This window comes from Dyella sp. LX-66 (assembly GCF_018599165.1).
In the GTDB taxonomy this organism is placed as follows: Bacteria; Pseudomonadota; Gammaproteobacteria; order Xanthomonadales; family Rhodanobacteraceae; genus Dyella_D; species Dyella_D marensis.
Map to the genome: position 1 here is coordinate 765,193 of NZ_JAHFVJ010000001.1, position 21,062 is coordinate 786,254.

Annotated in this window: 15 protein-coding genes; 4 read left to right on the plus strand and 11 right to left on the minus strand. The window is 68.1% G+C overall.

Going from position 1 to position 21,062, the window contains the following annotated elements:
• Nucleotides 1–213 precede the first annotated feature (213 nt).
• The 7 genes from KK141_RS03390 to KK141_RS03420 form a co-directional block, all read right to left on the minus strand.
• Nucleotides 214–1,692 carry a YadA-like family protein gene (locus KK141_RS03390; RefSeq protein ID WP_214570959.1) on the minus strand — a complete coding sequence of 493 codons (1,479 nt, stop codon included), beginning with the start codon at nucleotides 1,690–1,692 and terminating at the stop codon, nucleotides 214–216.
• A gap of 79 nt (nucleotides 1,693–1,771) precedes the next feature.
• Nucleotides 1,772–3,760 (minus strand): PA domain-containing protein, encoded by a 1,989-nt coding sequence (locus tag KK141_RS03395; RefSeq protein ID WP_214570960.1) that lies wholly within the window; start codon nucleotides 3,758–3,760, stop codon nucleotides 1,772–1,774.
• On the minus strand, nucleotides 3,757–4,260 hold the full coding sequence (locus KK141_RS03400) for a hypothetical protein (RefSeq protein ID WP_214570961.1): 504 nt from the start codon (nucleotides 4,258–4,260) through the stop codon (nucleotides 3,757–3,759). The genes KK141_RS03395 and KK141_RS03400 overlap by 4 nt, the downstream gene beginning before the upstream one ends.
• Nucleotides 4,261–4,553: 293 nt before the next feature.
• The gene (locus KK141_RS03405; RefSeq protein WP_214572751.1) at nucleotides 4,554–8,993 is read right to left on the minus strand and encodes an ESPR-type extended signal peptide-containing protein; all 4,440 of its coding nucleotides are present in this window, start codon (nucleotides 8,991–8,993) and stop codon (nucleotides 4,554–4,556) included.
• Between the two features lie 157 nt (nucleotides 8,994–9,150).
• Complete coding sequence (locus KK141_RS03410; RefSeq protein ID WP_214572752.1) at nucleotides 9,151–11,157, minus strand: PA domain-containing protein; 2,007 nt, start codon at nucleotides 11,155–11,157, stop codon at nucleotides 9,151–9,153.
• A complete protein-coding gene (locus KK141_RS03415; protein ID WP_214572753.1) occupies nucleotides 11,154–11,573 on the minus strand; it encodes a hypothetical protein in 420 nt (139 codons plus the stop codon). Before KK141_RS03415 ends, KK141_RS03410 begins: the two co-directional genes overlap by 4 nt.
• A 602-nt stretch (nucleotides 11,574–12,175) precedes the next feature.
• Entirely contained in the window at nucleotides 12,176–13,810 is a 1,635-nt protein-coding gene (locus KK141_RS03420) for a S8 family serine peptidase (RefSeq protein ID WP_214572754.1), read from the minus strand.
• 459 nt (nucleotides 13,811–14,269) lie between these two features.
• Between KK141_RS03420 and KK141_RS03425 the strand changes: the two genes are divergently transcribed.
• Nucleotides 14,270–15,055: a TatD family hydrolase gene (locus KK141_RS03425; protein WP_214572755.1), complete on the plus strand. Its 786-nt coding sequence runs from the start codon at nucleotides 14,270–14,272 to the stop codon at nucleotides 15,053–15,055.
• 89 nt (nucleotides 15,056–15,144) lie between these two features.
• Here KK141_RS03425 and KK141_RS03430 read toward each other — a convergent pair whose 3' ends face one another.
• A complete protein-coding gene (locus KK141_RS03430; protein ID WP_214572756.1) occupies nucleotides 15,145–16,089 on the minus strand; it encodes an aldo/keto reductase in 945 nt (314 codons plus the stop codon).
• Nucleotides 16,090–16,149: 60 nt separating this feature from the next.
• Complete coding sequence (locus KK141_RS03435) at nucleotides 16,150–16,350, minus strand: hypothetical protein (RefSeq protein ID WP_214572757.1); 201 nt, start codon at nucleotides 16,348–16,350, stop codon at nucleotides 16,150–16,152.
• Between the two features lie 105 nt (nucleotides 16,351–16,455).
• Between KK141_RS03435 and KK141_RS03440 the strand changes: the two genes are divergently transcribed.
• From KK141_RS03440 to KK141_RS03450, 3 genes are all read left to right on the plus strand, one after another.
• Nucleotides 16,456–17,382, plus strand: coding sequence for a LysR substrate-binding domain-containing protein (locus KK141_RS03440; protein WP_214572758.1), 927 nt, complete (start codon nucleotides 16,456–16,458; stop codon nucleotides 17,380–17,382).
• Nucleotides 17,383–17,549: 167 nt separating this feature from the next.
• A complete protein-coding gene (locus KK141_RS03445) occupies nucleotides 17,550–18,446 on the plus strand; it encodes a methyltransferase (protein WP_214572759.1) in 897 nt (298 codons plus the stop codon).
• A gap of 9 nt (nucleotides 18,447–18,455) precedes the next feature.
• Nucleotides 18,456–18,989 (plus strand): pseudouridine synthase, encoded by a 534-nt coding sequence (locus KK141_RS03450; protein ID WP_214572760.1) that lies wholly within the window; start codon nucleotides 18,456–18,458, stop codon nucleotides 18,987–18,989.
• Nucleotides 18,990–19,073: 84 nt separating this feature from the next.
• Here KK141_RS03450 and KK141_RS03455 read toward each other — a convergent pair whose 3' ends face one another.
• Nucleotides 19,074–19,370: a hypothetical protein gene (locus tag KK141_RS03455; protein ID WP_214572761.1), complete on the minus strand. Its 297-nt coding sequence runs from the start codon at nucleotides 19,368–19,370 to the stop codon at nucleotides 19,074–19,076.
• Between the two features lie 522 nt (nucleotides 19,371–19,892).
• Nucleotides 19,893–20,945, minus strand: coding sequence for a TraB/GumN family protein (locus tag KK141_RS03460; protein WP_214572762.1), 1,053 nt, complete (start codon nucleotides 20,943–20,945; stop codon nucleotides 19,893–19,895).
• Nucleotides 20,946–21,062 lie beyond the last annotated feature (117 nt).

Below are 21,062 nucleotides of genomic sequence, written 5' to 3' on the forward strand. Positions count from 1 at the left end.
CAGGTCGCGCCCGCGATGCTCCATGCATCGCCCCTGCCGGGCGAGTGAAGCGCCATTGTTAACACAACCATCGTGGCAGTGGCGAGCATGCTCCCGCGGCACTGAGATGTCGTAAGAAAAAGGCAAAAATATCTGTCTTATTGGGCGATCGAGCAGTAACGCGAAAGGGTAGTGATCACCCTACCCCTTCGCCGCGGCCTTTCTCCTTATGCCTTAGAGGCCTATGCCCAGGCCGACGCCCCCGGCGGTTTCGCCGCCGCCGGCGATGGCGGTGCCGAAGATCAGCCGCGCCCGCGAGCCGATCTGCCGCGAGAAGCCGACCGACAGCGCCGCCTCGCTGCGATAACCGCCTACCGCGACGCCCAGGCCGCTTTCGCCCAGGCCCTGCGTGCTGGCGGACATCAGCGACATCGCCACGCCGATCGCGCCGACCCGGTTGATGCGCGTATCGAGCGTATGGAACTGATCGTTGACGCGCTGCCGCAAATCGTCCAGTTCGCGCCGGCTGGCCAGGCCGCTGAGTTTCCGGTCGGTATAGGCCTTGGCCTGGCCCAGGGTCTGGCGATCGCCGGCGTCGGCGTAGCTCTTGGCGGTGGTGAGCGCTTCCTGTACCTGGCTACCGGTGGCCGCGGCCGGGTCCTTGGTGTAGCCGGTGGCCACGCGCTGATCGAGCGCGGCAAGGCGGCTGTTCAACTCGCCGAGACCGACGTTGATGCTGCCCACCGAGCTGCCGAGCACGCTCTGCAGCTGGCTCAGGTTCACCGCATCGGTGGCCTGGGTGCCGGCGGCGACGTCGGTGATCTGGCGTTCGGCGCCAGCGCTGCCCACCGACACCGTGTTCGCGCGCAAGGCCTTCGAGCCGGCGCCGAGCGCGACGCTGTTGGCCATGCTGGCACTGCTGTCGGCACCCAGCGCCACGCCGGACGCACCGGTGACGGTCGCTTCCGAACCGATGGCCACTGCCTTCTCCGCGCGTGCCTTGGCCAGGGAACCCAAGGCCGTGCTGTCCTCGGCGGAGGCTTCCGAGCCCGCGCCAAAAGCCGACGCTCTCGCTCCGGCCGCGCTGGCGCCCGCGCCCACGGCGGTGCCGAGGACGCCGCTGCTGGTCGCCGACGCTTCGATCGGCGCGCCCGCATCGTCCTTCAGTGTCGGATTCCCATCAGCGTCGACCGCGCGTCCGCCGATGGCGACGCTGCCGGCAGCGGTCGCCTGCGCACCTTCGCCGTAGGCCGTGCTGCGCAGGCCGGAGGCCGCGGCACCGAAGCCGGCCGCGGTGGCATAGCTGGCATTGGTACTGGCGCCGCCGCCGAAAGCCGAGGCGCCATAGCCGTATGCGCTGGCATTGGCGCCGAGCGCCGTGCTGTTCGCATCGTTGGCGAAGCTGCGATAGCCCACCGCCACGCTTTCATCGGCGTTGGCGATGCTGCTGGCCCCGTACGCGCTGGCGGCGATGCCGAGCGCGGCACTGCCGGCGCCGGTGGTGGTGGCGTCGGCCTGGTCGGCCAGCGCGTTCTCGCCCACCGCCGTGCCGCGGTCGCCATTGGCGGCGGCGCCGGGGCCGCTGGTGGTGGTGCCGGTCGGCGCGCTCTGCGCCGGCGCATCGGTCATCCCGTACAACGCCAGACAGGCTGCCAATACAGGCGCACGCAAGGACGAGGATGCACGGCGGTTCTCGTTGCAAGACTTGTTCATCGGAATAGCACTCCTCAAGATCGGACAAGCGCGCACCGCATCGCCGCGCGCTCGCGGCGGCGCGGCGGCGCTGCTGCTGTTACATGCTGTAAGTGGCCTGCAGGCTCACGTTGGCGTAGGGCTTGATACCCACCAGCTTGATGAAATAGGCACCCGCCACAGGACGCGCCACGACCACGCTCTCGCTGTTGCCGGGATGCGCGGAGAGGTAGGAAAAACTCGTCGGCATCGGCTCGTTGCCCACCCGCACCACCAGCGAAACGTCGCCCGTGCCGCCGAAGCTGCGGATATTCAGAGAGCGTGCGCCGGGCGGCACGGTCAGCAGATAGAGCCGCTCGCTGCCCGTCGCACCGGCCAGCGCCGGCATCGCCTTGCCGCTGTCGAGTTCGGTGAATGCCGTGCCGCCATTGCCGCCCTGGCGCCAGCTGGCGTATTGCCTGGCCAGGTCCGCGTCGGAGAGACAGCTGTTGAGGCTGCTCGCCTGTGTTGCATTCAACAGTCCGATGCTCGCCAGCGTGGCGGCATGGGCGCGAATGCCGGCTGCATAGTCGCCTGCGGTGGCGGAAGTGGTCGCGAGCATCTTCGCCTGCGCGGCGATGTTCGCGCCCACGATCACGCCGCCCGGCACCCAGGTCGGCACGCCGGTATCGCAGGTACCGAGCAGCTGGCCGCCGCTGTTGAGGCGCCAGCCTTCGTCCATGAACAGCGACGGGGTCAGGTCGAGGTCGATATGGCCTTTCAGATCGGGGGTCAATGCGAATTCCATCAACGCATTGGGCGAAAGACGCGTGTCGAAATGCGAGAAGGAAGAACCGGACTGGACGGTCTTGGGTGCATAGAGCTGCACGTAGCCGGCCAGGTCAGCGCCCGCGAGCGTGGCGCGCATGCTCACCGTCAAACCGGCGAGATTCGCCTTGAGCACGTCGCCCTCTTTCTGCAGCAGCCCCAGAACCGGGATCGTGACCGCAGCGCCTGCGCCGGCCTGTATCGAGATGGCAGGACCGGCCGGATCGTAAGCGAAGACCACGCCGGTGGCTCCGGCCGCTTGCGCGAAGCGCGCCTTCGTCGTGAAGTCGCAGGTACCGGTGTCGATCAACGCAACGTGACCGGCCACCGCGGCCGCATTGTCGAAGGCCGTGCAACCTTGCGCATTGCCACCGGTCACCGCACGCACCACGGTTCCGCTGAAATTGGCGGGAGTCGGCGCCGGGCCAAGCTCCAGTACGGTGAATTCGTACTCCCCGGCGATCGCGGCCGGTGCAGTCACCTGCAGCGCGTTGCGCGTACCCAGCGCCAGCGGTGCATGCGCCTTGACGTTAGCGCCGGTAAACACGAGATGCCCATCGTTCAACGCCGAGCTGGCGCGCTCGGCATTGGACATGTCGTACCACCGCTTGCCCTTGGCGTTGTCGTAGGCAAACAGCGAGTAGATGTCCGGTATCGGCAGCCCATCGTCGTTCGTCGCCGGCGCTCCGGTTTCCACATCGCCGAAGCCGAGAAAGCCGAGGCCGTGCGCCATCTCGTGCAATACCACGTTGAGGAAATTGTTCTGGCCGCGCGGTGTGTTGCCGTCCAGGCCGAAGTACCAGCTGGACCCTTCCAGGCATCCCGGCGTGCCGATCGCGCCATTGAACGCGGCGTTGATGTCCACCGCCCCAGGAGTCAAATCCTGCCCGCTCAACGCCTTGGCCAAAGCGATGTGATAAGCGACACCCGGCCGGATACCCGCCCCCGAAGCGAAAACGAAAACGTCGGCGGGGCCTGCCTGGCCCAGCGTTCCACCATCGGCAGCACATGCCAGCTTCTTGAACGAAGCGCCCACGATGATCGGCGGGCGGCTCTTCAGCACGCTGCCCCACAGCGAGGCCGCATACTCGAACACGATGCGCGCCTGCTCGCCGCGGGTCTTGCCGGGGTTGCCGCCGACTGGCGCCGCGGCAGCCGGATCGTCCAGTCCCATGCCGGTACCGATGTCGCGATTCTCGATGCGGATTTCCGCCGGCGCCGCACCCGCTGCGGCCATCAGCCCGCCAGCCAGCACCATCAGCCATCGTTTGCGCCGGCTCATGGGGTGGCCTCCGGCGCGGCAGCGGCGGCACCGGCCGCGTGCTGCACGCGATATTCGCCATCCGCACCGCGCTCCATCACCAGCCGGCTCTGCAAGCGGTCGGGGAGTGTCGCGATCTTGCCCTTGCTGCCGTTGCCTAGATCGACGTCGCGCCAATGCAGGCGCTCGTCAGCCTTCGCTGGCGCGCCGAGCGAACGCGGCTGCACGGCCTGTTCTTCCTCCATCGCGCGCTGCAGCTTCGCCATCTCCGCCTCGGTGGGCGCGCGCAGTTCGCCGGTGAGCGGATCGCGGAAGGCGACCTGATGGTTTTGCGTCGGCGCCGGCGCCTTCGCCGGGCCCTCGGCCGCGGACGCTGCCGCCGCAAAAAGCCCGATCAGCACCAGACCCAGAAGATGTATGCCTGTCTCGTTTTTCAACTGCCTGTACTCCTCATCGATGAAGAGCGCCGCTCGGGAAACTGCCGCGGCGCGGACTTTCGAGCGACCGCACTTGCCCGCCACCGGCGGGGCCGGCGGTGCGGTCGAAGGGCGATGGGGAATGCCGCGCGGCCGTCGGGTATCCGGCCGCGCGCGATCACGAAACGCTCGATCTCCATGCCCGGATGTACCCGGCATGGCGGTCCGATTATTGGCAGCGAATCCGTGAAGTGGCTTCACAGTTCGTCGACTTTCAGACAGTTCTTAAACCCCCGCCGGCGCTATGAAAAAAAGCCGGTGCATGGCGCACCGGCCTCGCCGGAACCGACCGGCCTGCAGCATCGGCGGGGGACCACGCCCCGGCCGGCTGCAAGGTTCTACCAACCCACACCCAGGCCCACGCCGCCCGAGCTTTCCCCGCCACCGGCCACCGCCGCGCCGAACGTCAGATTCGCCCGCGGCGACAGCTGCCTCGAATAACCCACCGACAGCGCCGCCTGCCCGCGGTAACCGCCCACACCCACGCCCACGCGGTTCTCCGTATTGATGCCCTGCGTGCTGAAGGACATCTGCGCCATCGCCGTGCCCATCGCGCCGACGCGGCTCACGCGCGTATTGACCGAGCGGAACTGCCCGTCGACATGTTCGCGCAGGGCGCTCAGGTCGCTGCTGCTGGCGAAGCTGCCGAGCTTCTGGTCGGTGTAGGCCTTCGCTTGCGACAGCGTCTGGCGGTCGCCGGCATCGGCGTAGCTCTTGGCGGTGGTCAGCGCTTCCTCCACCTGGCCGACGTTCGCCGCATCCGTGGCCTGTGTACCGGCGGCGACGTTGACGATCTGCCGCTGCGTGGCCGCATTGCCGACCGACACGGTGTTGGCGCGATCGGCCACCGCACCCTGGCCCAGCGCCACCGCACCGGCAGCGCTGGCGGACGCGCCCTGGCCCACGGCCGTGGCCGAAGCGGCGGTGACGTTGGCGCTTTCACCGACCGCTACCGCATTGGTGGCGACGGCGGCGATCGTGCTGTTCGCACCGACCGCCGTGCTGCCATCCGCATTGACCTTCGCGTTGCCGCCGATCGCCGTGTCGTTGGGACCGGCCGCGTAGCTGTCGCCGCCGATCGCCGTGCCGTGATCGCCGCCGGCGGCGGCGCCCGCACCGAGCGCCACGCCCTTGGAACCGTTCGCCACGCTGGCGGGACCGGTGCCATCCACCGCCAGGCGGCCGCCGAAGCTGCCGTCGCCGGTGGTGACGCGTTGGTCCAGCGCGGTAAGGCGGTTGTTGAGATCGCCGATGCCCGCGTAAATGTTGCTGACCGAACCGTTGAGCGCGCCGATCGCGTCGAACACGCTGGTATAGCTGCCGCCCTGCACGGTGAAGGGGCTGGCGACCAGGGCGCCGTTGGCGTCGACGTCCGCGTTGCCGCCGATCAGGCGCAGCACGTCCTGCACCTGGCCGACCGTGACCGCGTCGTTGCGCCGCGCGCCGGCCTTGAGGTTGGACAGGCGCGTGCCGTTCGCGCCGGCCAGGGTGGCCTGGCTCTTGTCGGCCGCGTCGTACATCAGCGCATTGCCGACGCTGGCGCTCACCGCGCCCTGCAACTGGGCGAGGTTCACCGCATCGGTGCCCTGCGTGCCGGCGGCGACGTTGGCGATCTGGCGTTCGGCGCCGGCCTTGCCGACCGACACCGTGTTCGCGCGCGTGGCCTGCGAGCCGGCACCGAGCGCCACGCTCGATGCGGCGGTGGCGGAAGAGCCGTAGCCGATGGCGACGGCTTGCGAACCGCTGGACGTCGCCAGCGTGCCGAGTGCCGTGCTCAGCGAGCCGGAAGCTTCGGCGCCGAGACCGTAGGCGGAAGCGCCGAGCGCACTCGCCTTCGCGCTGGCGCCGACCGCGGTGCCGCCGACGCCGGCACTGGTGGCGGCCGTGGTGATCGGCTGACCGTTCGCATCGTTCAACAGGGCCGCGCCGTCTTCGTCGACCGCGTTGCCGCCGATCGCCACGCTGGCGGCGCCTGCCGCCTGCGCATTCGCACCGAAGGCTGCGCTGTTCTTGCCGGAAGCGACCGCGCCATAGCCCACGGCCGTCGCATAGTCGGCATTGGTGTTGGCACCGCTGCCGAAGGCCGAAGCGCCCACGCCGAAGGCATTGGCATTCGCGCCGACGGCCGTGCCGTTCGCATCGTTGGCGAAGCTGCGGTAGCCCACCGCCACGCTCTCTTCGCCGTTGGCGATGCTGCTGGCGCCCGAGGCCACGCTGTGCACACCGAAGGCGGCGGCATCGTCGCTGCCGTCCTTCGCGCCATCGGCGGTGAAGTAGTGATTCGATGCGGTGCCCTGCACGGCGGTGTCGAGCTGCTGCTTGTTCACCGCATCGGTCGCCTGCGTGCCGGCCGCGACGTTGGCGATCTGGCGTTCCGCACCGGCCTTGCCGACCGACACGGTATTGGCACGCGTGGCCTGCGAGCCTGCACCGAGTGCGACGCTCGACGCCGCGGTGGCCGACGCGCCGTAGCCGATAGCCGCAGTCTGTGCACCGCTCGCCGTCGCCAGCGCGCCAAGTGCAGTACTCAGCGAACCGGAAGCTTCCGCGCCCACTCCATAGGCCGAAGCACCGAGTGCACTGGCTTTAGCACTTGCCCCCACCGCCGTGCCGCCGACGCCGGCACTCGTAGCCGCCGTAGTGATCGGCTGGCCGTTCGCATCGTTCAGCAGCGCCGCGCCGTCTTCGTCGATGGCGTTGCCGCCGACCGCCACGCTGCCCGCACCCGCCGCCTGCGCATTGGCGCCGAGCGCGGCGCTGTTCTTGCCGGAAGCGACGGCGCCATAGCCCACGGCCGTCGCATAGTCGGCATTGGTGTTGGCACCGCTGCCGAAGGCCGACGCGCCCACGCCGAAGGCATTGGCATTTGCGCCGATGGCCGTGCCGTTCGCATCGTTGGCGAAGCTGCGATAGCCCACCGCCACGCTCTCTTCGCCGTTGGCAATGCTGCTGGCGCCCGAGGCCACGCTGTGCTCGCCGAAGGCGGCGGCATCGTCGTTGCCGTCCTTCGCGCCATCGGCGGTGAAGTAGTGATTCGATGCGGTGCCCTGCACGGCGGTATCGAGCTGCTGCTTGTTCACCGCATCCGTGGCCTGCGTGCCGGCGGCGACGTTGGCGATCTGCCGCTCCGCGCCGGCTTTGCCGACCGACACCGTGTTCGCGCGCGTCGCCTGCGAACCGGCGCCCAGCGCCACGCTCGACGCCGTGCTGGCCGACGAGCCGTAGCCGATGGCGACGGATTGCGAACCGCTCGCCGCCGCCAAGGTGCCCAGCGCCATGCTCAGCGAGCCGGAAGCTTCGGCGCCAAGACCGTAAGCGGACGCGCCGAGTGCACTCGCCTTCGCGCTGGCGCCGACCGCGGTGCCGCCAACACCCGCGCTGCTCGCCGCCGTGGTGATCGGCTGGCCGTTCACATCGTTCAACAAGGCCGCGCCGTCTTCGTCGACCGCATTGCCGCCGATCGCCACGCTGGCAGCGCCCGCCGCCTGCGCATTCGCACCAAACGCCGCGCTGTTCTTGCCGGAAGCGACCGCGCCGTAGCCGGCTGCTGTTGCATAGTCCGCATTGGTGTTGGCGCCGCTGCCGAAGGCCGACGCACCCACGCCGAAGGCATTGGCATTCGCACCCACCACCGTGCCGTTCGCATCGTTGGCAAAGCTGCGGTAACCCACCGCCACGCTCTCTTCGCCATTGGCAATGCTGCTCGCGCCCGAGGCCACGCTGTGCACGCCGAACGCGGCGGCATCGTCGCTGCCATCCTTCGCGCCGTCGGCGGCGAAGTAATGGTTGGCCGTCGTGCCCTGCACGGCCGTATCGAGCTGCTGCTTGTTCACCGCATCCGTAGCCTGCGTGCCGGCGGCGACGTTGGCGATCTGGCGCTCCGCTCCGGCCTTGCCGACCGACACGGTGTTCGCGCGCGTCGCCTGCGAACCGGCGCCCAGCGCCACGCTCGACGCCGTGCTGGCCGACGAGCCGTAGCCGATGGCGACGGATTGCGAACCGCTCGCCGCCGCCAAGGTGCCCAGCGCCATGCTCAGCGAGCCGGAAGCGTCGGCACCGAGGCCGTAAGCGGAAGCACCCAGCGCGCCGGCTTTCGCGCTCGCACCCACTGCGGTGCCGCCGACACCCGCGCTGCTCGCCGCCGTGGTGATCGGCTGGCCATTCGCGTCGTTCAACAAGGCCGCGCCGTCTTCGTCGACCGCATTGCCGCCGATCGCCACGCTGCCGGCACCCGCCGCCTGCGCACCGGCGCCGAACGCCGCGCTGTTCTTGCCGGAAGCAACCGCGCCGTAACCGGCGGCCGTCGCATAGTCCGCATTGGTATTCGCGCCATTGCCGAAGGCCGAGGCACCGATGCCGAACGCATTGGCATTCGCACCGACCGCCGTGCTGTTCGCATCGTTGGCGAAACTGCGATAACCCACCGCCACGCTCTCCGCGCCATTGGCGATGCTGCTGGCGCCCTGCGCGGTGGCGCCGATGCCGAAGGCTGCGCTGCCCGCGCCCACCGCCGTGCTGTCCTGCGCATCGGCCAGTGCGTTCTCACCCACCGCGGTGCCGCGCTCGCCATTGGCGGTGGCGCCGGTGCCGGCGGTGGTGGTGCTCTGCGCCAGCGCGCTGCCGGCGCACAGCGCCATGCAGGCTGCCAGGGGTGCCGCCAGCATCGAGGCGCGCAGGCGCCGGGAGGCGCCGCGCTTGCCGCGGGCGCTGGCCAACTCGCTGGCGACGACCAGCACGCCGAGCGACGCATTCCAGACCTTGCTGTAAATCTTGTTCACGAGTGGCACTCCCTGATGTCGTCCGGGCACGCGCCCGCGGCTGCGCATTCGCGCGCCACGGTGCATGCCGCTGCATTCATCGGGGGCGCCGTCGCGGCGTCCCCCGCTTGCGTTCCATGGAAAGCGGCATCGCGCAAACCGCGATGCCGCATCGCTCTTACAGGCTGTAGCTGGCCTGCACGCTCACCCCGGCGTAGGCCTTGTCGCCCGCCACCTTGATGAAGTACGTGCCGGCCGCGGGCCGCGCCGCGACCACGGTTTCGCTGTTGCCCACGTGCACCGAGCGGTAGTCGTTGCTCGCCGCGGTCGGCTCGGCGCCGGCCTTGACGTACAGCGACACGTCGCCGGACCCGCCGAAGGTGCGGATGTTCAGCGTGCGCGCATTGGCCGGAACCACCAGCGTGTAGATGCGCTCGCTGCCGGCCGCGCCGGCCTGTGCGGTCAGCGTCTGGCCGTTGGCCATGTCCACCACCGCCGGCGCGCCGGTCCCGCCCTGGCGCCAGTTGTCGTACTGCTTGGCGATTTCCGCATCGCTGAGGCAGGCATTGAGGCTGCTCGCCTGCGGCGCGGTGAGCAGGCCGTCGGTGGCGAGCTTGGCCGCATGCGCGCGGATCGCCGCCGCATAGTCGCCCACCGTGGCCGAGGCCTTGGCCAGCTTCTTCGCTTCCGCGGAGATGTTGGCGCCGATGATCACGCCGCCCGGCACCCAGGCCGGCACGCCGGTATCGCAGGTGCGCAGCAGCTGGCTGCCGCCGTTGACGCGCCAGCCTTCGTCGATGAACAGCGACGGCGTCAGGTCCACGTCGATATGGCCCTTCAGGTCCGGGCTCTCGGCGTATTCCATCAGCGCGTTCGGCGACAAGCGCGTGTCGAAGTGCGAGAACGACGAACCCACCACCAGGGTCTTGGGCGCGTAGATCTGCACATTGCCCGCCGCGTCGATGCCGGCCGGCACCGTGTTCATGGCGATGGCCAGGCCGGCGAGGTTGGCCTTCAGCGTGATGCCGGAGTTCTGCGATACCGCCACCACCGGGATATTGATCGGCGCACCGCCGTCGCCCACCGGCGTGATCAGGTCGTTGCCGGCCTGGTTGTTGGCGATGACCATGCCGGTGGCGCCGGCCGCTTCGGCATTGCGCGCCTTCACCGCGAAGCCGCAGGTGCCGCGATCCACCAGGGCGATATGGCCGGCCACCGCGGCGGCGTTGTCGAACGCCGCGCAGCCTTCCGCATTCGCGCCGGTGACCGCGCGCACCACGCTGCCGTTGAAATTGGCCACGCTGGCGGCCGGCCCGAACTGCGCCTGGCCATACAGGTATTCGCCGGCGGCAGCGGCCGGTGCGCTCACCATCAACGCGTCGCGCGTGCCCAGGGCCAGCGGCGCATCGGCCTTGACCTTCGGGCCGGTAAAGACCAGATGGCCATCGTTCAAGGCGGAGGTGACGCGCTGGGCGTCGGTCATGTCGTACCACTTCATGGCCGCGCCGTTGTCGTACACGTAGCTGGAATAGATGTCCGGACGCGCCACGCCGTCGTTGCCCAGCAGCGGCTTGCCGGTGGTGAGGTTGTTGAAGCCCGAGAAGCCCAGGCCGTGCGCCATCTCGTGCAGCATCACGTTGAGGAAGTTGGACTGGCCGGCCGGCGTGTTGCCGTCCAGGCCGAAGTACCACTGCATGCCTTCCAGGCAACCCGGCGTGCCCATGGCGCCGTTGAACTGCATCTGCACGTCGGCGTTGTTGGGGCTGGTGTCTTCGCCGACCAGGGTGTTGGCCAGTGCGATGTGGTACCAGGTGTCGGCCTTGGCGCCGGCCGGCAGGTTGGTGGCGCTGAAAGCGGTGATCGACAGCGCGCGCGAGGAACCGAGCGTGCCGCCGGTGGCGGTGCAGGCCAGTTTCTGGAAGGTGGCGTTGATGTCGATCGGCACGCCGCTCTTGAGCACCGCGCTCCACAGCGAGGCGGCGTAGTCGAAGGCGATGCGCGCCTGCTCGCCGCGGGTCACGCCCGGGTTGCCGCCGATCGGCGCCACCGGCGTGGGATCGTCCAGGCCTTTGCCGGTGCCGGCGTCGAGATTGATGATGCGGATGTCGGCAGCGGCCGCGGCGCTGGCCAGGCCGAGCAGGCCGGTGGCGAGCAGGGCCTTGAACAGAGGCTTGCAGGCGATCATTGCGACACCTCCGGCGCCGCGGCGCGCGGCTTATCGCCGGCGTGGTGCACGTGGTACTTGCCGTCGGCGCCGCGTTCGGCCACCACCGAAGTTTCCAGGCTCTGCGGCACGTCCATCACGGTGACTTCCAGCCCCGTGCTCAGGCGCACCTTGCGCATGGTGGCGCGCGCATCGGCTTCGGTGACCGGACCGGTGGACGGCTGCGTGGCGGCCTCCTGCGCGGCGATGCGCGACAGCTCGGCCAGTTCCGCTTCGGTCGGCGCGCGCGTGCGGCCGGTGGCCGGATCGCGGAACGTCACCTGCTGGTTCTGCGTCGGCGCCGGCGCGGCCGTGCGTCCCTCCCCCGCCATGCTTGCCGTGGCGAACACCGCCATCAGCAACAGGCCCATGGCCTGGATCTTTCCCGTGTTTTCCATCTGTACTCCTCCCATAGGCGGCGGAACCGTCGGCCGGCTCCGCGAACAACAGCGCAGGCAGCGAATGCCGGCGCCGACTTTTCGATGGCCGAGCGCGTTCGCCCGGCTTGCGGTGTGGGTTGCAGCGATGCGTTTTGAGCGGCCGCACGCGTCCGCCGATGGCTGGCGCCTTCGGTGTGCGAAATCGAACGAATGGCCGTCCGCGGCTACCGGTGAAGGCAGCCGTGATTCAGAACGGAAGGTTTAATGCGGGCGTATTCGCCATCGGCCGCAGTGGCCGGATCCAGGACAAAGAACTCCGAAGGCCGGCAGCGGCCCTTGCACATGTGCCATGTGTTTTCCCCTCGATAGCGTTGCGCTTCGATTCGGACACGTGCACATGGCCCCCGCCATGCTTCCTTAAGATGCGACACGTCCTTCGCGATGCGTGATGCGTGCGTCAAATCGTTGACGCGTTGGCGAAGCTATCAGTGCCTTCTTGCGTGCGTCAATAAGAAATTGCGAAAAATTTTTATGCGCCGCGACAGCCATCGCCTGCGCAGAAAAAAGGCCGGCGCATCGCGCGCCGGCCTTCGCTGTTGCTACCACCGTGCAAGCTCAGCTCAAGGCTGCGCGCCCGCCGCCTGCACCGCCGCGTAGGCATTGAGAATGCCTGCACCGATCGGCTTGCTGCCGCTGGCCGCCACGTGCGGCGCACTGGCCGACGACTTCAGCAGCGAGGTGATCTGCGTGGAGCTGAGCAGCGACTTGCCCAGCGACAGACGGTAGCTCTGCATCAGCGCCACCGCGCCGGCCACGTGCGGCGTGGCCTGCGAAGTGCCGGCCATGCCGCCGTAGGTGGAACCGGACGGCGTGGTGGTGCCGGAGTCGATGGTCGACCAGATGAAACCGGTAGTCGCCTGCGTGCCGCTGGAACCGTCGTTCTTGTACACGCCACCGCCCGGCGCGGCGAGCGTGATGCCCTTGCCGTAGTTGGAATAGAACGCGCGGCGGCTGGTGATGCCGGTGGCGGCCACGGCGACCACGCCCGGGCAGCTGGCCGGCGAGAAGCCGGACACGTTGGCGTTGTCGTTGCCTGCCGCCACCACCACGGTGGCGCCGCGGCTGATTGCGCCGCTGATCGCCTTGCCGGTGACGCTGCTGGCCGTGCAGGTGCCGCTGCCGCCCAGGCTCATGCTGATCACCTTGGCGGGGTTGGCATTGTCCGGCACGCCGTTGACGTGGCCGCCCGAGGCCCAGGTGATGGCATCGGCGATGTCGCTGTCGTAGCCGCCGCAATGGCCGAGCACGCGCACCGGCAACACCTTGGCGCCGAAGGCCGTACCGACCATGCCGGTGGTGTTGTTGGTGTTCTCGCCGCCGGCGGTGCCGAACACGTGGGTGCCGTGCCAGCTGCTGTCCTCGGCCGGATGGGTGGAATCCACGCAGCCGCCGTTGCTGGCGAGGTACTTGCTGCCGGTGGTCCAGTCGCCCGTATCCCAGCCGCCGGCCACGCGGCCGTCGGCGCTGCGGCCGGAGACCAGGGCGGTGCTGGTGAAGTCGTAGCCGGCGTTGGCCAGGGTCAGATCCAGGTCCGGATGATTGGTGACGCCGGTATCGAGGCTGGCGATCACCACGCCGGTGCCATCGGCCAGGGTCCACGCCTGCTTGATGTTGGCGCCGCCCCAGTTGGCCACGCTGGTGCCCAGGCTGGCGTCGGCGAAGGACGCACCGCCGGCAGCGAGGTAATCCCACTGGTAGCTGGCGAAGTACTGGTCGTTGGGCGTGGTGAAGGTGGCCGCGCCCTGCGGCAGCACCACCTTGCTGGGCTTGTCGAAGGCGTGGCGCAGATAGTCGGGCTGCACGAATTCCACCGCCGGGTCGGCGGCGATCTGCTGCACGAACTGGCGCGTCTCCGCCGCATTCAGGCGGCGCGAGGTGGTGACGAGATCGCCACCGCTGGCCAGCTTGCGCTTGTAGTTGAGGCCGAGCGCGCGGCCGCCGAACTGCACCGCATCGCTGAGCTTCGCCTTGCCGGCCGCGGCCGACATGGCCTGCACCGCGGCGCCGGCATTGCCGCGCTCGGTGCTGCCGTCGCGGTAGACCACCACGAAGCGGTCGTAAGTCGCGGTTTCCTGTACCGAGCTGAGATCGAAACGGGTGTTGCCGGCAATGTCGTCGGCGGCCATGGCGGCGGCAGGCAGGCCCAGGGCCAGGGCAAGCGAGGCGGCCAGCAGCTTCATATGCGAACGATTCATTCGAACTCCCTCTATCTACTTGGTCTGGATGGATTGAGCGGAGGTGCCCCCGAGGATGTACGGCCGGCGCGCCCTCCCCAGAGCACGCAGATCGACCGCCGGGCTGGCGAGCCCGGCCTCCCCCGATCAAGAGATGGGTCAACCGGAACTGGTGGACCCGGGTTCACGCTAGCAAGACAAATTCGAAGGAAATGTCGACGGCGCACGAAAATTCGTAGGAATTTTTCGGAGGGAGGGGCACTGATGAGCGCCAGGTACGGATCGACTTTTGGGGTGGAATCCTTCTCCCTCCGGGAGAAGGTGGCGGCAGCCGGATGAGGGTACGGGCGGAGCGGTGAACATCACTCTTGCGCTCCGCCCGTACCCTCACCCCAACCCCTCTCCCGGGGGGAGAGGGGCTTAGCTTTGCTCCTGCTGGAGGGCTCGGAGACAATGCACGCTTTTGCGACCCCTGCCCCCATGCACCTGCTCGACATCGGCGCCAACCTCACCCACGAATCCTTCCGCCACGACTTCGACGAAGTGCTGGCGCGCGCCCGCGAGCACGGCGTGACGCGCATGGTGGTCACCGGCGCTTCGCGCGAGGCCAGCGTGCATGCGCTGGAACTGGCCCGCAGCCATCCCGGCGAGCTGTACGCCACTGCCGGCGTGCACCCGCACCATGCGGTGGACTACGACGACGCCACCGACGCGCTGCTGCGCGAACTGCACACCCAGCCGGAAATGCGCGCGGTGGGCGAGACGGGGCTGGACTACCACCGCAATTACTCGCCGCGCGAGGTGCAGCTGGAGGTCTTCGAGAAGCAGCTGCGCATCGCCGCGGAGCTGGGCAAGCCGCTGTTCCTGCACCAGCGCGACGCGCACGAGGATTTCATCGCCTTGCTGCGCCGCTACCGCGACCGCGTGCCGGCGGCGGTGGTGCATTGCTTTACCGACACCGGCGAGGCGCTGCGCGACTACCTGGCGCTGGACTGCCATATCGGCATCACCGGCTGGATCTGCGACGAGCGCCGCGGCGTGCATCTGCGCGAGCTGGTGAAGGAGATTCCCGCCGACCGGCTGATGATCGAGACCGACGCGCCGTACCTGCTGCCGCGCACGGTGAAGCCGCAGCCCAGCCACCGGCGCAACGAGCCGATGTATCTGCGGCATATCTGCTATGAGATCGCGCGGGACCGCGGCGAGCCGGTGGAGGTGACCGCGGCGAACAGTACGGCGACGGCGGAGAAGTTTTTCAATCTGTAGGTTGGGGTGCGAACCCCAACATCGCGAGCTCCAAACCTGTCGCATCGTTGGGGTTCGCCTGCGGCTCACCCCAACCTACGCCCTTCGACTTACGCGCTCGCTGCATCCAACTGCGCAACCTCATCCGCACTCAACTGCACCCGCACCGCCCCCAGCAACTCATTCAGCTGATCCGCATTCGTCGCACTCGCGATCGGCGCCGTAATCCCCGGCCGTGCGATCAACCACGCCAAGGCCACCTGCGACGGCGTCGCGCCATGCGCCTTCGCCACGTCGTCCAAGGCGGCAAGCACGCCGAAACCGCGCGGATTGAGGAACTTCTGCACCGCCCCTGCACGCGCCGCGCTCTTGCCCAGGTCCGCCTCGCTGCGGTACTTGCCGCTGAGGAAGCCGCTGGCCAGCGCGTAGTAATTGATCACGCCGACCTGCTCCTTCAGCACCAGCGGCTCCAGCGCTTTTTCATAACCGCCGCGCGCCATCAGGTTGTACTCGGGCTGCAGGCTCTCGTAGCGCGGCAAGTGGTGCCGCGCTGAAACCTCCAGCGCCTCCGCAAAGCGGTCCGCGTTGTAGTTGGAGGCGCCGATGGCGCGCACCTTGCCCTGCTCGATCAGGCGGCCGAACGCGCCCAGCGTCTCGTGCAGCGGCACGCTCGCGTCGTCCTCGTGGGCCTGATACAGGTCGATGTGGTCGGTCTGCAGGCGCTTGAGCGAGCCTTCCACCGCCTGCTGGATATTCATCGGCGACAGGCCGCGGTGCTCCACCCACTTCGCCACCTTGGTGGCGATCACCACGCGGTCGCGCTTGCCGCTTTGCTTCAGCCATTTGCCGATGATGGTTTCCGATTCGCCGCCGCGGTTGCCGGGGCCCCAGGCGGAATAGACGTCCGCCGTGTCGACCAGGTTGAAGCCGGCGTCGACGAACTGGTCCAGCAATTCGAACGAGCGCTTTTCATCCACGCTCCAGCCGAACACATTGCCGCCGAAGGCGAGCGGCGCGATGGAGAGATCGGAACGGCCGAGGCGGCGATGTTGCATGGCTGGGTTTCCTGTAGCGGGGGAGTGATCCAGGAAACTTGCCGCCCGATCCGGGGCAATTCAAGTCGGCGTGCAGGCGCCGTTGCCGCAAGCGGCGATCCGCGCCACGTCCATGCGCCCCGTGCGCGCTGTCTTTTCCTTCTGCCTGGCCGGCTCGCGCGGCTGGGCTTCGGTGTCCGGCGCCGCCGCCAGCCGGCGCGCCAGGTTCGCATCGGCGATATGGCCGTGCAGGAACAGCAGGTCGTTCCAGATCGAACTCATGGCAGCCTCCCGGGTGTCCGCCATCTGGCGGTCCGCTCAAGATAGACAGCCGCCAGGGCGCGACAAAGCGATATATTCGCAAGCCAGCCTTGAGGGATATTCAAGATGCCACGCATCTCGCTGGACCTTCTGCAGCAGTTCGTCAGCGCCGCGCGGCTGGGCAATCTGTCGCGCGCCGCCGAGCAGGCCAACCTCACCGTCAGCGCGCTCAGCCACCAGATCCGCCAGCTGGAGCAGCGCCTGGAACGCAAGCTGTTCGACCGCGGCCCGCGCGGCGTGCAGCTCACCGCCGAAGGGCGCCGCCTGCTCGAAGCGGTAGGACATCACTTCGAAGGCATCGACCGCGCCATGACCAGCTACCGCTGCCGCCGCGAGGAAGCGCTGACCTTGAGCGCCAGTCCCGGCGTGATGAGCAGTTGGCTGGTGCCGCGGCTGGCGCGGCTGGTGGCGGCGCATCCGGAGCTGGAACTCAACCTGCAATCGAGCTCGCTGCTGGTGGATTTCGAGCGCGACCCGGTGGACGCCGCCGTGCGCTACGGCCGCGGCGTGTGGGAGGGCGTGGAAAGCGAGCACCTGTTCGGCGAGTGGATCGCGCCGGTCGCTTCCACCGCCTTGCTGGAACGCATGCGCGGCACCGACCCGGACGACCTCGGCGCCTGGCCGCTGCTGGGCGACCCGGGCAACCGCTGGCGCGACTGGTTCGAAGTGTTCGGCGGCACGCCGCCGCCGCGCTACGTGGCGCAGTTCGACACCACCGACGCCCTGCAGCGCGGCGCGCTGGAAGGCATGGGCGTGGCGCTGGGGCGCATGGTCACCGCGCGGCCGCTGGTGGCCGCCGGGCTGCTGCACGTGCTGGGTGAGCGCTACATGCCGATCACCGAGGCGTACTACCTGGTGTATCCGCCGCGTTCGCTGGAGCACGCGGGGCTGCGCATCTTCCGCGACTGGATCCGCTGCGAGGCGCAGGCCTATGCGCGGGACATGGCGGATGCGTCGAGCCGCCGCGCTGCCGCCCGCGCCGCCTTGCCTTAGAATGCGCGCGCCGGCCGCCAGGGCCGGCGTTTTTTTGAGCGTTGGCGCGCCAGGTTCCGAAACCTCCCTACCTACACGCCGCACTCACTGTCCATCGACCAAACGTATACATGGCCGGCACGAAAACGCGTGCTAGCCTCCAACAGGCACTTTTCGGAAACGCCCCCATGCCGACGATCCGCCCCTTCGCCACCGTGCTCGCCGCCGCCCTGCTCGCGGCATGCACCGGCAACTCCATGCCCGCCGCCGCCCTGGACGCGCAGCAGGACCAGCCCGCCGGCGGCCTGGTGCCGCCTACCAGCGCCACCGACTTCACCTCGTCGCAGCTGGACAGCGTGCTGGCCGGCAGCTGGCGCTCGGAGAAGAACCGCGCGCGCGACGTCTACCGGCATCCGAAGGGCACCTTGCAGTTCTTCGGCATCCGCCCGGATCTGAAAGTCATCGAGATCACTCCCGGCGGCGGCTGGTACAGCGAGATCCTGGCGCCGCTGCTGAAGGACAACGGCAGCTACACCGCCGCGGTGAAGAAGTCCGGCAGCGAAGCGGGCGATGGCGGCCTGCGCGCGAAGTTCGCGGCCGACGCGGAGCACTACGGCAAGGCGCAGATCGTCGCCTACGACCCCAAGGCCCCCTCGTTCGGCCCGGCCGGCCAGGCCGACCTGGTGCTGACCTTCCGCAACGTACATAACTGGGTGGAGGACAACAGCGCCCCCGCCATGTTCAAGGGCTTCTACACCGCGTTGCGCCCGGGCGGCGTGCTCGGCGTGGTCGACCATCGCGCCGCCGACGGCGCCAAGCTCGAAGACATCAAGGACAGCGGCTACCTGCCCACCGCCTTCGTGATCAAGCTCGCCACCGACGCCGGCTTCAAGCTGGAAGGCCAGAGCGAGGTCAACGCCAATCCGAAGGACACCAAGGACTACGCCAAGGGCGTGTGGACCTTGCCGCCGACGCTCACCCTGGGCGAGCAGGACAAGGCCAAGTACCTCGCCATCGGCGAGTCCGACCGCATGACCCTGCGCTTCGTCAAACCGGAAGCCACGACGCAGACCGCCGCGCACTGAGCGCGGCGCATGCTGCTGGCGCTCAACAAGCCGTTCAACGTGCTGTGCCAGTTCAGTCCCGAAGGGGACAAGCGGACGCTGGCCGAATTCGTGCGCCAGAAAGATGTGTATCCGGCGGGGCGGCTGGATTACGACAGCGAAGGCTTGCTGCTGCTGACCGACGATGGGCGCCTGGCGCACCAGCTGACCGATCCGCGGCATAAGCAGCCGAAGACGTATCTGGTGCAGGTGGATGGCGCCGTTACCGATGAAGCCATCGCGCAGCTGCGCGCTGGCGTGACGCTCAACGACGGACCGACCTTGCCCGCGGGTGCGGAGCATGCGGACGAGCCAGCGTGGTTGTGGATGCGCGATCCGCCGGTGCGGTTCCGGAAACATATTCCGACGAGCTGGATCAGTGTGACCTTGCGCGAAGGGCGCAATCGGCAGGTGCGCAGGATGACGGCGGCGGTGGGGTTTCCGACGTTGCGGTTGATCCGGGTGAGTGTGGGTGGATATGCGTTGGATGGGTTGGCGCCGGGCGAGACGCGCGTCCTCGCGTAGGTTGGGGTGAGCCGCAGGCGAACCCCAACATGGCAACGCGGGAACGCATCGCATCGTTGGGGTTCGCCGTTGGCTCACCCCAACCTACGCCGGTGGCTTTACTGCCTCACATTTCACCTGCAACCACTGCATCCGTAAATGCGCCTGCGTCGCGCAACGCGTCCCCATTTCGATAAACGTCGCGATGCTTTCCAACATGACCGGCAGGCGCTGCGTATTCACACTGCCGCGCTCCTCAACAAATTCCGCCAACAGCCGGATCGCGTTGTGCGCGTAATGCAGCCACTCCGTTGCATCGTTCAACAACGCATCCGGCCCCGCCTCCGGATCCGAAAAATATTCCACATGGCGTGTCATCCACGCCTCGCCATAAACGTCCATAAGCAACTCCTTGCTCTACACCGCCCTCGTCCCGAGAACGGCACACCGCCGGACAGCACGGCGTGCCGCGACCACACGGACTCGAGGTTGACCGACACCTGGGAAACAGGCACCGGGCGGCTTGATTGATGAAGTGGGTTGCGGCTTCAGTCGTTCTCGCCGTTGCACGAAGCAACGCGCCGGATTGCACGGCTAGGATTCATTACCTGCGAAAACTCTTAGGCCGCGGCGCTTCAACCGTGTCCGCGAAGAGAGCGGACGGCCCGGTCAGCCGGTGGAGATGTCGCCCAGGGGATCGGCGAGCGTGCAAGTACCGTATGATCTGGCTTAGCCATGATCGACTCCTAGTTAGTTGGTGATGGTTAGCGGGTCGGGGGTGCTCGTTACACCCTCGGCCCGCGCTCTCACGACATTGCTGCCATGGTTGTCCGCGACACGTCCTGAAACACTACGCGGACAACGCAAACACGCTAGCAGAGCAACTTAGGGTTGTCTGTAGGGCGAATCCGATTCGATTCGTCCTCAGTTTGACGGCGCCGCATCATCTTCATCCGGCGCCGTCACCGTGTAACCACGCGCCTTCAACTTCGCCAGCAAACCCTTCGGCGACAGCACCTCTTCCATCGGCAACAAAGCAAACGTCTGCGCATTCGCACTCATCGCGCGATCCACCGCCGCCATCCAGGTCGCCTGCACCTTCCCCGGCACATCCTTCAAGCCCAGCTTCTCCGCAAAGCCTGAGCCGGTGATCGCCTCGATGCAGACTTCGCGCTGGTCGTTCATCGGCAGATGGCGCAACTCCTCGATATCGCCCACGGCCCACGCATTCGCACGCGCGGTGACCTGGTCAAGCCCATGCTCGACGGTGTCCAGCGTCTGGCTGAAGCACTGCTTGTCCTCCATCGAGGAGGTCTTGAAAGTCTTCAATGCCGCGCGCGGTTCTTCGATCACCATCTCGTAGCGCGTGGCGCTGACTTTCACGCCGTGCTTCTTGGCCAGCTCGCGCACCGCGTCCTTCACGCCGCCGGAAGCATTGAGTCCGCTGCGCTTGACCGCCTTCTCGTACAGCTCGACGGCGGCGAAGATCGGGCGCCAGCTTTCCACGCCGCGGTCGCTGCCGATGTACTTCTGCTTGAGCACCGTCCAGCGCGCGTACTCATCCGCCGGCAAGGCTTGCTGCAAGGTGACGCCATCCGGGTTCTTGCGCGCGCCGATCAGCGACGGCAGCAGGAAAAGCTTCCCGAAGAAACTCGCCTTCGGCTTGATCGACACCGACGGCGGCGACAGCACTTCCTGCGAAGCCGCGATCACGCCTTCCACCTCGTCGGTCTTCCACTGCATATGTTCGGGCAGTGGCGACAAGGTGCCGAGCACGTACATCACGTGATCGCCCTTGCTGACTTTCCACAGGCCGGGGCCGGGGACGACGCCGCTGACCACCACCGATTCCAGATTGGTCACCGAGCCGGCGGGTGTGGGCGCCATGGCGGTGGCGGCCGGTGCCGGCGCCTGCTGCGCAACGGCAGAGGTGGCGGCGCACAGCGCCAGCCATAGGACAAGGGGGACCAGGCGCATGAGTTCTAAGCTCCGGAGATAGCGGGGGACGGGTGTTGAGATGGGCAGGGAACAGCCGTCCGACTCAAGCATGGCAGAAAGGTTCCATGCGTTGGCACCGCCGGCCTTCCTGCTCCG

Excerpts from the sequence above, each read along its gene's own strand:
- KK141_RS03460 (WP_214572762.1), bottom strand. The coding sequence starts at position 20,945 with ATGCGCCTGGTCCCCCTTGTCCTATGGCTGGCGCTGTGCGCCGCCACC.
- KK141_RS03435 (WP_214572757.1), bottom strand. The coding sequence starts at position 16,350 with ATGAGTTCGATCTGGAACGACCTGCTGTTCCTGCACGGCCATATCGCC.
- KK141_RS03440 (WP_214572758.1), top strand. The coding sequence starts at position 16,456 with ATGCCACGCATCTCGCTGGACCTTCTGCAGCAGTTCGTCAGCGCCGCG.
- KK141_RS03455 (WP_214572761.1), bottom strand. The coding sequence starts at position 19,370 with ATGGACGTTTATGGCGAGGCGTGGATGACACGCCATGTGGAATATTTT.
- KK141_RS03395 (WP_214570960.1), bottom strand. The coding sequence starts at position 3,760 with ATGAGCCGGCGCAAACGATGGCTGATGGTGCTGGCTGGCGGGCTGATG.
- KK141_RS03390 (WP_214570959.1), bottom strand. The coding sequence starts at position 1,692 with ATGAACAAGTCTTGCAACGAGAACCGCCGTGCATCCTCGTCCTTGCGT.
- KK141_RS03425 (WP_214572755.1), top strand. The coding sequence starts at position 14,270 with ATGCACCTGCTCGACATCGGCGCCAACCTCACCCACGAATCCTTCCGC.
- KK141_RS03410 (WP_214572752.1), bottom strand. The coding sequence starts at position 11,157 with ATGATCGCCTGCAAGCCTCTGTTCAAGGCCCTGCTCGCCACCGGCCTG.
- KK141_RS03415 (WP_214572753.1), bottom strand. The coding sequence starts at position 11,573 with ATGGAAAACACGGGAAAGATCCAGGCCATGGGCCTGTTGCTGATGGCG.
- KK141_RS03420 (WP_214572754.1), bottom strand. The coding sequence starts at position 13,810 with ATGAATCGTTCGCATATGAAGCTGCTGGCCGCCTCGCTTGCCCTGGCC.
- KK141_RS03430 (WP_214572756.1), bottom strand. The coding sequence starts at position 16,089 with ATGCAACATCGCCGCCTCGGCCGTTCCGATCTCTCCATCGCGCCGCTC.
- KK141_RS03445 (WP_214572759.1), top strand. The coding sequence starts at position 17,550 with ATGCCGACGATCCGCCCCTTCGCCACCGTGCTCGCCGCCGCCCTGCTC.
- KK141_RS03450 (WP_214572760.1), top strand. The coding sequence starts at position 18,456 with ATGCTGCTGGCGCTCAACAAGCCGTTCAACGTGCTGTGCCAGTTCAGT.